Source organism: Bradyrhizobium sp. C-145 (genome assembly GCF_023375135.1).
Lineage (GTDB): Bacteria > Pseudomonadota > Alphaproteobacteria > Rhizobiales > Xanthobacteraceae > Bradyrhizobium > Bradyrhizobium zhanjiangense.
Genome location: NZ_CP088150.1, coordinates 8,708,141 through 8,722,056 on the forward strand (window position 1 = coordinate 8,708,141; position 13,916 = coordinate 8,722,056).

Below are 13,916 nucleotides of genomic sequence, written 5' to 3' on the forward strand. Positions count from 1 at the left end.
ACTAGCAGTTTGACAGACGCACTTTCAGACAGGCCTCTTCGCAAAGTACCGACTGTCGAGCGATGGAGCAGCCGATGCAGTTAGCTCTTGAAATTGACCTATCCGCTGCGTCTCTGCAAAACCAGGTTTTCAAGCAGATCCACGGCTTGATCGTATCTGGTCGCCTGAAACCTGGTGCGCGCCTTCCTGGTACCCGCGCCCTCAGTGAGCAACTCGGGGTCTCGCGCAATACAATCATACTCGCCTATGAAACGCTGACATCCGAAGGCTATCTGGAGTCTCGAGAGGGCGCTGGAACATACGTGTCGACGACGCTTCCCGACAACTCCCTGTCGGTTGCGAGCGGTACGAACCACAATGCCTCCTACCATAAGCCGGTTCACTTGTTCGTGCCGGTTGCCGACGACGCAAAGCGATCCGCGGCCCCCAGTGAAATCGTTTGCGATTTTGCACTCGAGAGCACTGATCCGGCCTGCTTTCCGCGCAGCGTATGGCGCCGCCTGACAAATTGGCGCATGCAATCGTCAAAATTCAACTTGACGTATTCCGGTACGCCCAAGGGCCTTCGAGATCTGCGTGAAACGCTTGCCGCGTATCTTGGCGCTTCGCGCGGCATTTCATGCAACCCGGATCAAATCGTCATCGTTACCGGCGTTCAGCAAGCGTTGAATGTCGCCGCCCACCTGTTCGTCCGCGCGGGTACGACAGTAGCAATGGAGGCACCAGGCTGCCGGACAACAGCGGACCTTTTTCGGGCCTATGGCGCACATATCGCGCCTGTTCCTGTCGATCAAAGCGGGATCGTTGTAAGACACTTGCCGCAGTCCCGGAACGGCGTCGCCTTTGTCACTTCAGCGCGTCAGTATCCGATGGGCGTCATGCTGTCGGCTTCCCGACGCGACATTCTGCTGAGCTGGGCCGATCAAACGGACTCTCACATTGTCGAAGTCGATTTCGACACCGAGATCAGGTATCAGGGCTCACCGCCGCCACCTCTGAAGAGTCTCGATACCTACGGACGGGTCGTCTATGTTGGCTCGTTTGCAGCTTCCATCGGCCCAGGGCTAAGAGTGGGCTACATGGTCCTACCGCCGCATCTGGTTAACCCAGCCGTTCACGCCGCTTCATTGCTCGATCACGGCTTTCCGTGCACCGGCGTTCCTTGGCTTGAGCAGGCGGTGCTGAACGATTTTATCGAAACGGGTGCCTTTGAAAAGCATCTGAGAAAGATCCGCAAAACCTACATGGCGCGGCGCGACTGCCTGATCTTGGCGCTTCAAAAGCATATCGGATCCGTCCAAATAAACCCGGTACATTGCGGCACGCACTTGGTATGGGAGTTGCCGCCGGATCTACCGAGTGCCGTCGAATTGCAGACGCTCATGCTGAAGCAGCAGATCGGTGTTTACACGTTGCGCGACCAGAATATTGGCGACGCAGATTACCTCGAGAATTGCGACAGATATCTTCTGCTTGGGTTTGCGGCACTGTCGGAACCAGCAATCGAAGAGGGAATTTCGAGGCTCGCCAAGGTGCTTTAACGCTCCCTAAGAAGTGAAGCCGGCCATGATCTCTGGCTCCTCCGCTAGACGCGGTTACGCGAAGCGGGTTGCGCGCGTGTTGTCGCGCACTGCACTGAGAGAGAGCTAACTTGCTCAACATTCGCCGTGAACCGGTACCATCCGCTTTGCCTGCACCGGCGCTGTGAGGCGCACTCGTGTCCCACTAGCTTATAGCTGGAAATTGCGGGCGAGCTCCTACTGCGACGGCGCCGGCAGTTAGGAGCACCGGCGGGTATTTTCCACTACGTCATGGCGCTGCTGCTAGATATCACGAAGGAGCAAAAGATGAGTGGCACAGCTACGAATTTGGGCGACTATGAGGCCATCGCGAAGGTCGTTCAACACTATCTGGACGGCGCCAAGTCGGGCAAGGGAAGCGATATGAAGCCCGCCTTCCACAAGGACGCTACGATCTTCGGATATGTCGGATCCGACTTGTTTGCAGGACCTATTCAGGGGTTGTTCGACTGGAACGACTCGAACGGTGCCGCCACTGGAATCCAATCCCGCATTTCGGAAATCGACATCGTCGGGACGATCGCAAACGTGCGCCTGGAAATCGACAACTGGAAGGGCTCGCGCTTTACCGACATGTTCACGTTGCTGAAGACAGATGGGAAGTGGCAAATTATGAACAAGGTGTTCCACCTTCACAGCTGATTTATGACCTGCCCGAGCCGCCCACGAGATCGACACGGTCGATCTCGTGGGCGGCGGCTCTCGGCAGGGGTCATTTGCAGCTCCTCTCCGCGAAGAATGACCTTTTCCCAGGAGCACCTGAACCCGGCTTCGGCTTGGTTCATTTTTGAAAGACCGTCAGCAGCAATCTAGGCGGTATCCCACAGAACAAAGTTCGCGCCTTTGTCGGCAATCATGATTGTCGGTGTATTCGTATTACCCGAAGTAATCGTCGGCATCACCGATGCATCGATAACGCGCAATCGATCCAAGCCGATGACGCGCAGGTGCCGATCCACAACGGCCAGCGGATCGTGCTCTAGGCCCATTTTCGCGGTGCCAACCGGATGAAAGATGGTCGTTCCGATGTCGCCGGCGGCCTTGGCAAGAGCGGCTTCGCTGTCATCGACCGACGGCCCTGGGATATACTCCTCCGGGCGAAAGCGGCGAAGCGCTTGTTGCTTCATCAAGCGGCGCGTAACGCGAATGGCGTCCGCCGCCACCCGGCGATCTTCGTCGGTCGAAAGATAGTTCGGCGCAATGACAGGCTTCGCTGATGGGTCCGTCGAGCGCAAGCGAATGGTACCGCGGGATGTCGGCCGAAGATTGCAGGCCGCAACCGTGATCGCAGGAAAGCGGTGCAGCGGCTCCCCAAACTTATTGAGTGAGAGGGGCTGCACGTGGAATTCTATGTTTGCTCGATCGAAGACAGGCGATGAGGTCGTAAAGATTCCGAGTTGCGATGGCGCCATCGTAAGCGGCCCGCGACGAAACAATGCATATTCGAGGCCCATGAGCGCTCGCCCAATCGGCGAGTGGTAAGTCTCGTTGAGTGTCTTGACACCATGGACCCGGTAAATCGCTCTCTGCTGCAGGTGGTCTTGCAGATTGCGGCCAACACCAGATCTGTCGACTACGGTCGCAATGCCAAGTTCGCCAAGCCACTCAGCCGGCCCCACGCCGGATAGTTGAAGGATCTGGGGCGAACCGACAGATCCGGCACATAGGATGACCTCACCTTTCGCGCGAACATTGATCGTGCGTCCATGCTGCCGAAATCGGACCCCCGCGGCACGCTTGCCGTCGAACAGCACTCTTTCGACCAAAACCCCTGTTTCGAGCCGTAGGTTGGCGCGATGCAGGACTGGCTTCAGGAACCCGCGCGCTGACGACCAGCGAAAGCCGCGCTTCTGATTCACGTGGAAGTAGCCCACACCGGTGTTGTCTCCGGTGTTAAAATCGGTCGTTGCCGGGATACCCATTTCGACGGCCGCTTTCGCCACGCTATCGAGGATATCCCACCGCACGCCGGGGCGTTCCACGCGCCACTCCCCGCCGACTCCATGATGTTCAGTTTCACCCAGGAAATGATCATCAAGGCGTTTGAACACCGGACTGACATCGTCCCACCCCCAGCCGGTGAGACCGAGTTGGCGCCAGTGATCATAGTCTGACGCCTGTCCGCGCATGGAAATCATGGCATTGATCGCGGACGAGCCGCCAATCACCTTGCCGCGGGGGTATTTAAGGGAACGGCCGTTCAGCCCCGCCTCGGTTTCTGTCTCGAACATCCAGTCCGAACGCGGATTGCCGATCGCGAACAGATAGCCAACCGGAATGTGAAACCAGATCCAGTTGTCCTTGCCGCCGGCTTCCAGGACAAGAACTCGCTTCCTTTTATCGGTCGACAATCGGTTGGCGACGACGCAGCCGGCAGACCCAGCTCCCACGACAATGTAGTCGTAGTCGCCATCCAGTTCAGTGCTGGAAACCACCGTTTTCTCCATTGTTGGGGGTTTGCGGTGCGCCCACGTAGGCCTTGCGCGTCCGGATCACAGACCGCAGACCCGCCCGGAACAGCGGGCGGTCACCGGTGGCGAAAGATCGGCGCCCGCTTGTTGACGAAGGCGTTCATGCCTTCCTTCTGCCCTTCGGTCGCAAACGCCGCCTGAAACAGAAGGCGTTCATGTCGCAATCCTTCTGAAAGAGGTCCTTCGAACGCACGATTGACTGCCTCCTTGGCCATCTTGACTGCCGGCGCATTGTAGCCGGCAATCGTATGCGCGGCTTCCAGAGCGACCTGCAAAAGATCGCTGCTCGGCACGACACGCGCAACGAGACCGACAGCCTTTGCCTCGGCTGCTCCAATGGTACGGCCGGTCAGAACGAGATCCATGGCAAGTGATTTTCCGACCGCACGCGTTAGCCGCTGTGACCCTCCAATACCCGGCAAGATACCGAGCTTGATCTCTGGTTGACCGAATTGTGCGTCTTCCGATGCAATGATAAAATCGCAGAGCAGCGCCAGCTCACAGCCGCCACCAAGCGCAAACCCGCCGACCGCCGCTATGATGGGCTTGGAAATAGATTTGACGTCATCCCACGGTCCGAGAAAATCGTTCATGTAGAAATCGGTAAAGGGCTTCTCGGCCATTTCTGCGATATCTGCCCCGGCCGCAAAGGCGCGCGCACTGCCGGTGATCACGACCGCTCCGACCCGATCGTCGGCATCGAACGCCTTCAATGCTGCCAATGTCTCGATCGCCAGTTGACCGTTCAGGGCATTCAAACTCTTTGGCCGGTTCAAGGTAATGAGACCTACACGATCGCGGCGCTCCACGATAATCGTCTGCGGCGAGCTCGTCCCGGGCGTTACGGCAGGCTGTTCGGAGGAGGATGGGTCGTCCTTACGGATGGGCGCGACAGTATTGCTCATGGCCTGTTTCCTACGTTTGGGAGATGCCCGCGTCATTCGGCCGCTCGCGGCAGCGAGCCGACTCCATCGACATCGTCAGGGTTGACGTCTCCGGCCACTGCGGTCGCATAAGCGCCGTGTGTCGCCATGAGCTCGTTCAGAATTGCTTCGCGGTGCTGATTAAGGCCCGGCGAACGGGCGGGCGTTTCGATATCGTTTTGGGCGTATCCGCTTAGACGGATCGGGTTGCCGGCAGTACGGATGTGGCGGCCCCCCTCACCCCTGACCTTCACGATCATGTTCCGGGCCTTGAGCTGCGGGTGATCAAACAGCTTGTCGATCGTGTTGATCGGTGAACAGGGGACGCCGGCCTCATTGAGCTTAGCGACCCAGTGCTCAACAGGCTCGCGCGTGGTGATCGCCTCGATGGCTGCGATCATGGCAGGGCGATTGCTGCACCGCAGATCATTGCTCATGAAACGCCGATCCAGTGCCAGCGCCGGCGATCCAAGCGCGTCTGCCATCAGCATGAAAAGCGTGTCGTTGCCCGCGGCTATGATGACGCGTCCATCCTTGGCCGCGAAGCTTTCGAACGGAGCCAATGAAGGGTGACTGTCGCCGGTGCGGCCAGGTATCTTACCTTCCACGTCATACCGAGCGAGCGCCGTCTCCATCAGCGCTGCCTGGCAGTCAAGCATACCGATATCCACACGTGTTCCCTGAGCGTTTTGCACGCGTTTGAAGAGCGCGGAGAGGATTCCGACAGTCGCGAATAGGGCGGCACCGAGATCGCCAAAACTGGTCCCAACGCGCGAGGGCGGCCCGTCAGGCCATCCCGTTAAGCTCATCACGCCGCCCATGGCTTGCACCACCATGTCGTATCCAGGCAGGTCACTGAACGGACCGGTATGGCCAAATCCCGAAATTGATGCATAGACGATGTGGGGGTGCGTTTTGGCGAGCCGTTCGGCGCCATAGCCGAGACGGTCCATAACGCCGGGACGAAAGTTCTCGACGACCACATCGGCGCGGTCCAGCAGCCGCTCAAGCAATTCCCTGTCGCGCGGTGACTTGATATCGAGAACAATGCTCTCCTTGCCCCGATTGAAGCACATGAAATAGGCCGACTCTCCGTCGATGAACGGACCAAATGCGCGCGTATCGTCACCGGTGCCAAACTTCTCGATCTTGATGACGCGAGCACCGAGATCAGCCAGGACCATGGTGCAATAAGGTCCAGCCAATACCCGTGAGAAATCGAGGACCGTAATGCCTTCGAGGGGCCCCTTCTTCGGAGCCTGGTCAGCTGCGCCCTGCATGATAGCTCCTCCCAAAACATTGGCCGGCGCGCTGCAGTCGCGAACGAGCCCTGAGAATTCCGGTCCATTGGCGTTCGCGCCGGCTCAAGCTCCGGCCTTCTGGCCAGCGAAACGATCAACGGTCGCCCTCGCCAAACGGATGGCTTCTTCAGCCAAAAGTGGCGAACCTCAATCATCCAACCCGGATGCCGGCCCGGTGAAGTACCGGTCCGATTGAAAGGCCTGAGTCCGCCGATAATCCTCGAGGCCCGGCTCGCCGCCAAGGCGAGCGGACCGGAGCACTGCCACCGGCCGCGACTCGATACAGATCAACGACCGGCGCTCTGGCCGCCGTCGACGTGCAGTATCTCGCCGGTGACGAAGGGAGCGTTCTCTAGGAAAAGGACCGCGTCGACGATGTCCTTGATTTCTCCCATTCGCCCGATGGGATGCTGTTTCGCAAGGAACTCATGCTTTTCGGGGGCATGCATCGGTGTCTTCATCACGCCGGGAGCAACGGCGTTAACCCGGACTCCCTTTTTTGCGTACTCGATCGCCAGGGATTTCGTGGCTGCGTTTAGCCCCCCCTTGGTTAGTGAGGCCAGGACCGAGGGGACGTTGCTGTTGGCGTGATCGACAAGGCTGGTCGTAATCTGCACGATATGGCCGGAGCCTTGCTTCAACATTTCGGCCGCGACGCGTTTGGTAATCCGGAAGAAGCCTCCAAGATTGATCGCTACGACCGAAGCATAATCTTCCTCGGTATAATTGATCAGCGGCTTGGCGATGAAGATACCCGCGTTGTTAATTAGGGTGTCGATACGTCCGAAACGTGCCAAGCCTTCCTCGACGATGCGATCAGCCGTCTTCGGATCCGCCACGTCGCCCGCGATCGTCAAGACGTCTGCATTCGTGCTGGGCTTGATCGAGCGTGAGTTGGCAATCACGCGGTAATTGCGGTCGAGATATCCGCTTACGAGCCCGGCGCCGAAGCCTTGCGATGCACCGGTTATGACGACGACCTTCTGCTCTGTTCCCATGCCTGCCTCACCTTTCAGCGGACGACGTGATTACCATCCGCCAGACGGTCCACGTCTGATGCAGCAAAGCTAATGCGAGTTGAGCACACCCCGAATGGCCATTGTCCGGCAGGTTCTGTTCCAGAAACTGGAACAATGGGCAGCCACGCTAGAAGCCACCGAGGCCGCCGTTTTTCGTTCAAAGAGCAGGTGACCGCCCGCCGAACTCAGCCAGGAGCCGAGTGCGGAAAATGGCAGTCTTTCAATGCACGCGCCCCCTTAGGCCGTTTTCGCGCATTTCCTCTTGGACTGGTCACACGCAATCATCTGGAGAATCTCGTCTACAGCAGCATCGGCCCACCGATGGAGCTCTGCCGTGGTTCTATTCTGAAGCGGATGCGCCACGTACACCGCGGCACCATCCAGACCGATCGATGCTTTCTGGGACTCGAACGCCTGCCGAAATTCAGTCGTCAGGACGCTAACGCCGGCGAGGCCCTTTTTATCGAGATCATTCAAATCATGCGTTGAGCATGACGTGCACGATCCACAATCCGACAGCGCAATAATGACCGCATCACAGTTTTCGGCAATGTCCTTGATCATTTCACGAGGGGCGACCCGGGTATTCGTGGGCTTCTTGTACCTGCGGGTCTTGATGCCGCGTTCGGTGCAGAGCTGCTCGAGACGGTCGATGAACTCGTCGCCACGCATCTTCCCGATATCCATGAGCGCAATGGTCTTGCCGCTAACGGTTTCGAGTGGGGCCACGCGGTCCCGCAACGCTGACGTCGCCTCCGCCGTGGGGTCGCGAAAACTCACTCCGTATTTCATATTACAATCTCCCTGGTGACAGGCTTTGATTCATTTCGAAAGCGACCGCCGGTCCAACCGGCGCAGATCGCTGAGAATAAGCCGGCCTGTCCGCCAGCCTGGACGATCAGAAGGCCTTCGGGCCAGAACTTGTTGACCATTTCGTCGACCCGCTTTCGGTCAATGCCTTCGCCGACACCATGAGCGCCTTGGATCACATCCTTTCCGGGACGTATCATTGCCTTGTGAAGTTCCTCGGTGATGCGTCCGCGGTCCCATCCGGCTTCGCGGAAAATGGCATAGTGCTCGGGCACCAGAACCAGCATGGCGTTTGTGAATTCGCACAGCTTGGGATGCCCGACCGCCAGCAAGGACATGGCCAGCGATTTCGTGAGTTCTTCGGGAGTTCGGGATCGCTGGTCTAGGAACCCTTGAATGCCGTCGCCTTGGAAGAGCGTAACCGCATTCTTATCACGTCCGATCCCACGCGCGACCGAGAGCGGCATCCATGTTGGATCGGACTCATCCTCTGCGAAGCAGAATGTATATTTGCCAGGCCCTCCCAGCACTGCACGGTCGAGCTCTCCCGGGCGGCCGCCCCCGACGTTGCGAATGATCAGTTGAAGCGCCCGGCCGATGGTTGCGTTGGCGCGGTTACCCTGGCCAAGACAATTGATGCCGGAGTTCATGCCGATCTCGCGAGCGATCGGTCCATTTACAACGACAATAGGGCCCGAAAAGCATGTCGTGCACAACAGACCGTGCATCGTGAAGAGCGGATCCAACGCTGCCTCGAGTGCGGTCAGAACGACCGGCATATATTCGGGCCGGCAGCCGGCCATCACCGCGTTGATTGCGACCTTCTCGACGGTGATGGGTGAGAGATTCGGGGGAACGTCGCCGATGATCTCGTCGGGCTTGCGTGTCGTCCCTTCAAGCATGCGCAAAATGCGAACGTCGGTCGGTGGAACTACCGGCAGCCCATCGCTGAAACCGCGATCGAAGCAAGCTTCGATATCGTCATCCCACTCGCCGAGCCGGATCTGCCGCGACTTAAAATCAAGCTTGCCATACTTCGCGCGCAGGGCGTCATGAACGCCCGGCTCCCGTGATTTCGAGCCGCACCCGGGCCGCATGTCCGGCAAGCCCTCTCCGAGAGCTTTGAGACCCGTAATCGTCTCCCAATCATGACGGTTCCAACCGTAGGTTCGCGCGATCTCCTTGCCATCTTTCATGCGGACGAGTGTCGGAACGGCTTCGATATCGAACGAGAAAGACGATTCGAGCGATGTATCGTCAATTGCTGCGACGCACGACGGAAAGGTCGGGTCGTCCTGGGTATAGATGACGGTCGGTAGGTTGTCGGCAATCTGCCCAAATACCGGTTCGACCATTTGACAGGTCTCGCATTCGCGTTTGGCGAAGATCAAAACACCATCCTGCTGTCGCTCGCTGATATCCACGGTCATGGTCTCCCTACTCTTAGATCGGGGGTGTCCACTCGCGATTGCCGCAAGATCACCGCCCTTGGTCAATTACAAAGTCGACAATATTTTTTAGTCGGGCTGCGGCGATATCATTGACGCCGCCGGGACCACCTCTTGGTCGGCAGAAGTCTCAAAGGGTTTGAGGTTAAATTTCACCCCCGCACCAAACCGCTGCGCATAAGCAGCATCGGCCTGCACCGGATCGAATTCTGCGCTCATTTTTGAAACAACGACGGTCGCGACACCATTTCCGATGATGTTCGTCACGGATCTGGCTTCCGACATGAAGCGATCGATGCCAATCAGCAACGTGAGCCCCTCCACGGGCAACACATGCGTGGCAGAGAGTGTCGCTGCGAGAACCACAAACCCCGATCCTGCGACCGAGCCGGAGCCCTTGGAGGTGATGAGAAGCAGCAACAGAAGTCCGATCTGTTGCAATACGGTCATTTCGATCCCATAAGCCTGCGCAATAAAGAGAGCGGCCATCGAAAGGTAAATCGCCGTGCCATCGGCATTGAACGAGTAACCGATCGGAAGGACGAGTCCGACGCTCGACCGCGAGCATCCCAAGTGGGCGAGCTTGTCCATTAGCCGCGGCAGCACGCTTTCTGAGGAGCAGGTCCCGAGGACGATGAGGGCCTCGTCGGCCATGTAACGCAGAAAGCGAACGAAGCTGAAGCCATTCAATCGGGCGGCCGCGCCGAGCACGACGAACATGAAGATGATGCAGGTCGTGTAGACCGCGACCAGCATATGGCCCAGGACGAGGATTGATCCTAGGCCGTAGCGGCCAACGGTAAACGCCATGGCGCCGAATGCGCCGATTGGCGCAAGCCGCATAATCATCCCGACGATCTTGAAGAGAATGTCGTTGGCTGACTGGGCCAGTGAAACAAATGGCCTCGCCCGTTCCCCGACCAATACCGCGGCGCAGCCGAACAAGACACCGAAGAAGACGATCTGGAGCAGGTCGCCCTTCGCGAAGGCCGCCACCGCATTGTCAGGAACGATGCCAGACAGGAAGTCGAAAAAATAAGACCCGACGGGAGCCGCTTTATATTTCGATATGTCGACGGGCTGGCTACCGACGGCTGCCCGGTCGAAGCCGGCGCCCGGCTTCAGGACGTTCATAACGATCATGCCGACGACCAGAGCAATCGTCGAGACCACCTCAAAGTAGATCAGCGCTTGTCCGCCCACTCGCCCCAACCGACGCAAGTCACGCACTTCCGCAACGCCGATAACGATCGTGAGAAACGCGATTGGCGGAATGACCATCTTGATCAACTTGATGAAGATGTCGCTCAACATCTGCATCGAGACCCCGACAGCGGGCCAAAGCACACCCAGGGTCGCGCCCAACAAGAGTGCCAGCACGACCTGCACGGTGAGATTCTTCGATAGCTTTCGGAGCAATGTCGTCATCGGAGCTTTCTCTTGGATGTTTGCTTGCACGGAATGCCGGATTATCGATGAGAAGGAGGGTCTCCTGATTAGGCCACCGGTTGCGGGATTCGAACCTGCGGTCGGGTCGCGGTAGATGACGCGCGATCAGCTAGATATTTTTCTGCTTCGAGCGCCGCCATGCAGTCCATGCCAGCTGCGATGACGGCCTGCTTGTAACGGTCGTCGCTCACGTCACCCGCCGACCAGACGTTCTTGCGCGATGTCGCCGTCGACCACGGAGCAATCCTGATGTAGCCGTCGTCGGTCATGTCCAACTGACCTCGAAAGAGCGCCGTCGCGGGGTCATGACCGATGGCCACGAACGCGCCATCGACCGCGATCACAGATTCAGCTCCCGTTATTCTGTCGTGCAGCTGGATTCCGGTCAGGCGGGGCGACGGCCCATCTTTTCCGAGGAAAGCGACGACCTCGGTATTCCACATCACGTCAATCTTCGAGTGGGCAAAGAGGCGATCCTGCATGATCGGCCCGGCGCGCAGACTGTCGCGCCGATGAACCAGCGTTACCTTGGAAGCGTGATTGGTCAGATAGAGGGCTTCTTCGACGGCCGTGTTGCCGCCCCCTATGACGACGACCTCTTTGCCGCGATAGAAGAATCCATCGCAAACGGCACAAGCCGAGATGCCGTAGCCAGAATAGTCGGCTTCGCCCGGGCGCCCGAGCCATTTTGCCTGAGCGCCCGTCGCGATGATCAGAGTGTCAGCCAGATATACGTCGCCCGAGTCGCCTTCGGCGACGATTGGATCCGGCGAGAGGTCAACCGACGTGATGGTGTCGTAGACGATGCCGGCACCCACGTGCTCGGCCTGCTGCCGCATTTGCTCCATGAGTTCCGGCCCTTGGACCCCCTGGGCAAATCCGGGAAAATTTTCGACGCCCGTTGTCGTGGTGAGCTGGCCGCCCGGCTGAATCCCTGACCAGCACCGGTTTCAAATTTGCGCGAGCCGCGTAAATCGCAGCCGTATAGCCGGCGGGTCCAGCACCGATGATCAGGACCTTTGTCTCGAACTTGGCCACGCGAATACCTCACAAACTGGCATTCCAGTTTATGGCAAATTGGGTATTTGGCGTCAACTGTCATTCCAGATTTACGCAGCTCCCCGATTCCGGGAGCCTCGGCTCGCCTTCTCTTCGGCGGGGCCGATGATGCGCATGGCAAGTTGCTGGACGATCTTTAAATGCGAGGCGAGTTCTTCATTCGCCTCAGCGATGCGGCCCGTCACCGTCAAATCGACGATCCGCCGATGCTGCTCCACAGCCCGGCGCATTCGTGCGAGGTCGGGAGGCAACCGATGGCGAATGGCATCGAGCTTATGCGTGATGATTTGATATGCTTGGGTCAGGAGAGGATTTTCCGCCGCGCGCACAAGAGCTTGGTGGAATGCCGAGTCCATTCGCTCGGCCTCTTCGACGTCCTTTTCCTCGACTGCCAGCGCACCGCCAGCAATCTGCTTCGAAACCGCACTGGCGAGCCGCTCGGGATGATCGTTAAGAATGCGAAGGGCGCCTAGCTCGAGGATCGTGCGCATCTCACACAAGGCGCGCACGGACTCCTCGTCCAAGACCATAACGAACGTCCCGCTCTGGGGGCGGATCACCACCAGTCCTTCCCGCGCGAGGCTGGCAAGAGCTTCTCGCACCGGCGTTCGGCTGATCCCCAGAGACGACGCGAGCACGCGATCGGACAGCTTCTCACCGAATCCGAATGTTCCACGGATGATACCTTCGCGGATCGTCTTCTCCGCTTGTGCGCTCAGATCTACAGTTTGGTCCATAAATCTGGCATACCAGATCCTCGGATCGAGAGCAACGAACAGGCGCGTTGTCTACCGCAGCGGCTAAGGCCTCGAATTTCAAAACGAGGTCATCCAAACCCCTCGGGCCGCCTGGCCTGTTTGAGTGATTCGTCAATCAGACGGTTCGAACGAAATGCATAGTTTGGGTGTCGCAGATAGCAAAGACGCTACGTGGGTTGCGCCGTCGGCCGGATGAGGATTTCATTGACGTCCACGTTGGTCGGCTGTCCGATGGCATAAGCCATTGCTGAAGCAATCGCTTCTGCGGGAATAGCCATCTTCCGATAATCGTCAATTCGCTGTTTGACGTCCGGGTCGGATATCGTTGATGACAATTCAGACTCGACCGCGCCGGGTGAGATCACCGTGACCCTGACTTTATCGCCCACTTCCTGCCGTAGGCCTTCGGAAATGGCGCGCACGGCAAATTTAGTCCCGGCGTAAACTGCCCCGTTCGGACTGACCCGGTGGCCGGCCACGGACGAGACGTTGATGAAATGCCCACACCCTTGTTTGCGGAATATCGGCAATGCTGCGGCGATCCCATAGAGCACACCCTTGATGTTGACATCGATCATCCGTTCCCATTCATCGACCTTCAATTGATCGAGAGGAGATAACGGCATCAGGCCGGCATTTCCGATCAAGACGTCGAGACGTCCGAAGCGATCCGCGGCCTTTTTCACGAACCGTTCAAGATCCCTACGCTTGCTGACATCGATTGTAAGGAAGTCTACGTCTCCGCCCTCGCGTCGAATATGGGCAACAATAGCTTCGAGCCGGTCTGTCCGCCGCGCACCGAGGACGACTTTGGCTCCTGCTGTGGCCAACAGCCTTGCGGCGGCCTCGCCAATTCCGCTGGACGCGCCCGTAATCGCGACAACTTTTCCCTTGAGGTCAAACATTCGGCATTTCCTTGGTATCCAACGCGCGATCGTCTCCGACTACCTGACGATCGCCTCGCTTTGCTCGAATCGGATTTCGGACGGCCGGCGTCATGACGTTCTACAGTGACCCCAGAACGCAACCAGCCAAGCAAATCAACGCCCGGAGCACCATTTCCGGCTGGCACCAAAGCGTTACCTGCATGAGATCGCG

Annotated in this window: 11 protein-coding genes and 1 pseudogene; 2 read left to right on the forward strand and 10 right to left on the reverse strand. The window is 58.4% G+C overall.

Annotation, left to right across the window (positions count from 1 at the left end):
- The first annotated feature begins 74 nt into the window (after positions 1–74).
- Positions 75–1,541: a PLP-dependent aminotransferase family protein gene (locus LRP30_RS41000; protein WP_249758482.1), complete on the forward strand. Its 1,467-nt coding sequence runs from the start codon at positions 75–77 to the stop codon at positions 1,539–1,541.
- Positions 1,542–1,847: 306 nt separating this feature from the next.
- Positions 1,848–2,222 (forward strand): nuclear transport factor 2 family protein, encoded by a 375-nt coding sequence (locus LRP30_RS41005; RefSeq protein ID WP_249758483.1) that lies wholly within the window; start codon positions 1,848–1,850, stop codon positions 2,220–2,222.
- A gap of 167 nt (positions 2,223–2,389) precedes the next feature.
- Here the strand turns inward: LRP30_RS41005 and LRP30_RS41010 are convergent, their stop codons facing one another.
- The 10 genes and pseudogenes from LRP30_RS41010 to LRP30_RS41060 form a co-directional block, all read right to left on the reverse strand.
- Complete coding sequence (locus LRP30_RS41010) at positions 2,390–4,015, reverse strand: GMC family oxidoreductase N-terminal domain-containing protein (RefSeq protein WP_249758484.1); 1,626 nt, start codon at positions 4,013–4,015, stop codon at positions 2,390–2,392.
- Positions 4,016–4,107: 92 nt separating this feature from the next.
- Positions 4,108–4,956, reverse strand: a complete 849-nt coding sequence (locus LRP30_RS41015; protein ID WP_249758485.1) for an enoyl-CoA hydratase — start codon at positions 4,954–4,956, stop codon at positions 4,108–4,110.
- A gap of 32 nt (positions 4,957–4,988) precedes the next feature.
- A complete protein-coding gene (locus LRP30_RS41020) occupies positions 4,989–6,254 on the reverse strand; it encodes a CoA transferase (protein WP_249758486.1) in 1,266 nt (421 codons plus the stop codon).
- 308 nt (positions 6,255–6,562) lie between these two features.
- Positions 6,563–7,273: an SDR family oxidoreductase gene (locus LRP30_RS41025; protein ID WP_249758487.1), complete on the reverse strand. Its 711-nt coding sequence runs from the start codon at positions 7,271–7,273 to the stop codon at positions 6,563–6,565.
- 258 nt (positions 7,274–7,531) lie between these two features.
- Entirely contained in the window at positions 7,532–8,086 is a 555-nt protein-coding gene (locus tag LRP30_RS41030) for a hypothetical protein (RefSeq protein WP_249758488.1), read from the reverse strand.
- On the reverse strand, positions 8,083–9,534 hold the full coding sequence (locus LRP30_RS41035) for a thioredoxin family protein (protein WP_249758489.1): 1,452 nt from the start codon (positions 9,532–9,534) through the stop codon (positions 8,083–8,085). The genes LRP30_RS41030 and LRP30_RS41035 overlap by 4 nt, the downstream gene beginning before the upstream one ends.
- A gap of 87 nt (positions 9,535–9,621) precedes the next feature.
- Positions 9,622–10,980 (reverse strand): C4-dicarboxylate transporter DctA, encoded by a 1,359-nt coding sequence (gene dctA / locus LRP30_RS41040; protein ID WP_249758490.1) that lies wholly within the window; start codon positions 10,978–10,980, stop codon positions 9,622–9,624.
- 68 nt (positions 10,981–11,048) lie between these two features.
- Positions 11,049–12,039 (reverse strand): annotated as a pseudogene (gene trxB / locus LRP30_RS41045) (thioredoxin-disulfide reductase).
- Between the two features lie 71 nt (positions 12,040–12,110).
- The gene (locus LRP30_RS41055) at positions 12,111–12,797 is read right to left on the reverse strand and encodes a GntR family transcriptional regulator (protein ID WP_249758491.1); all 687 of its coding nucleotides are present in this window, start codon (positions 12,795–12,797) and stop codon (positions 12,111–12,113) included.
- 188 nt (positions 12,798–12,985) lie between these two features.
- Positions 12,986–13,723: an SDR family oxidoreductase gene (locus LRP30_RS41060; RefSeq protein ID WP_249758492.1), complete on the reverse strand. Its 738-nt coding sequence runs from the start codon at positions 13,721–13,723 to the stop codon at positions 12,986–12,988.
- Positions 13,724–13,916: the final 193 nt, after the last annotated feature.

What these genes read in the sequence shown, in the direction of transcription:
- LRP30_RS41035 (WP_249758489.1), bottom strand. Translation starts at nt 9,534, where the DNA reads ATGACCGTGGATATCAGCGAGCGACAGCAGGATGGTGTTTTGATCTTC.
- LRP30_RS41000 (WP_249758482.1), top strand. Translation starts at nt 75, where the DNA reads ATGCAGTTAGCTCTTGAAATTGACCTATCCGCTGCGTCTCTGCAAAAC.
- LRP30_RS41055 (WP_249758491.1), bottom strand. Translation starts at nt 12,797, where the DNA reads ATGGACCAAACTGTAGATCTGAGCGCACAAGCGGAGAAGACGATCCGC.
- dctA (WP_249758490.1), bottom strand. Translation starts at nt 10,980, where the DNA reads ATGACGACATTGCTCCGAAAGCTATCGAAGAATCTCACCGTGCAGGTC.
- LRP30_RS41030 (WP_249758488.1), bottom strand. Translation starts at nt 8,086, where the DNA reads ATGAAATACGGAGTGAGTTTTCGCGACCCCACGGCGGAGGCGACGTCA.
- LRP30_RS41020 (WP_249758486.1), bottom strand. Translation starts at nt 6,254, where the DNA reads ATGCAGGGCGCAGCTGACCAGGCTCCGAAGAAGGGGCCCCTCGAAGGC.
- LRP30_RS41060 (WP_249758492.1), bottom strand. Translation starts at nt 13,723, where the DNA reads ATGTTTGACCTCAAGGGAAAAGTTGTCGCGATTACGGGCGCGTCCAGC.
- LRP30_RS41015 (WP_249758485.1), bottom strand. Translation starts at nt 4,956, where the DNA reads ATGAGCAATACTGTCGCGCCCATCCGTAAGGACGACCCATCCTCCTCC.
- LRP30_RS41005 (WP_249758483.1), top strand. Translation starts at nt 1,848, where the DNA reads ATGAGTGGCACAGCTACGAATTTGGGCGACTATGAGGCCATCGCGAAG.
- LRP30_RS41025 (WP_249758487.1), bottom strand. Translation starts at nt 7,273, where the DNA reads ATGGGAACAGAGCAGAAGGTCGTCGTCATAACCGGTGCATCGCAAGGC.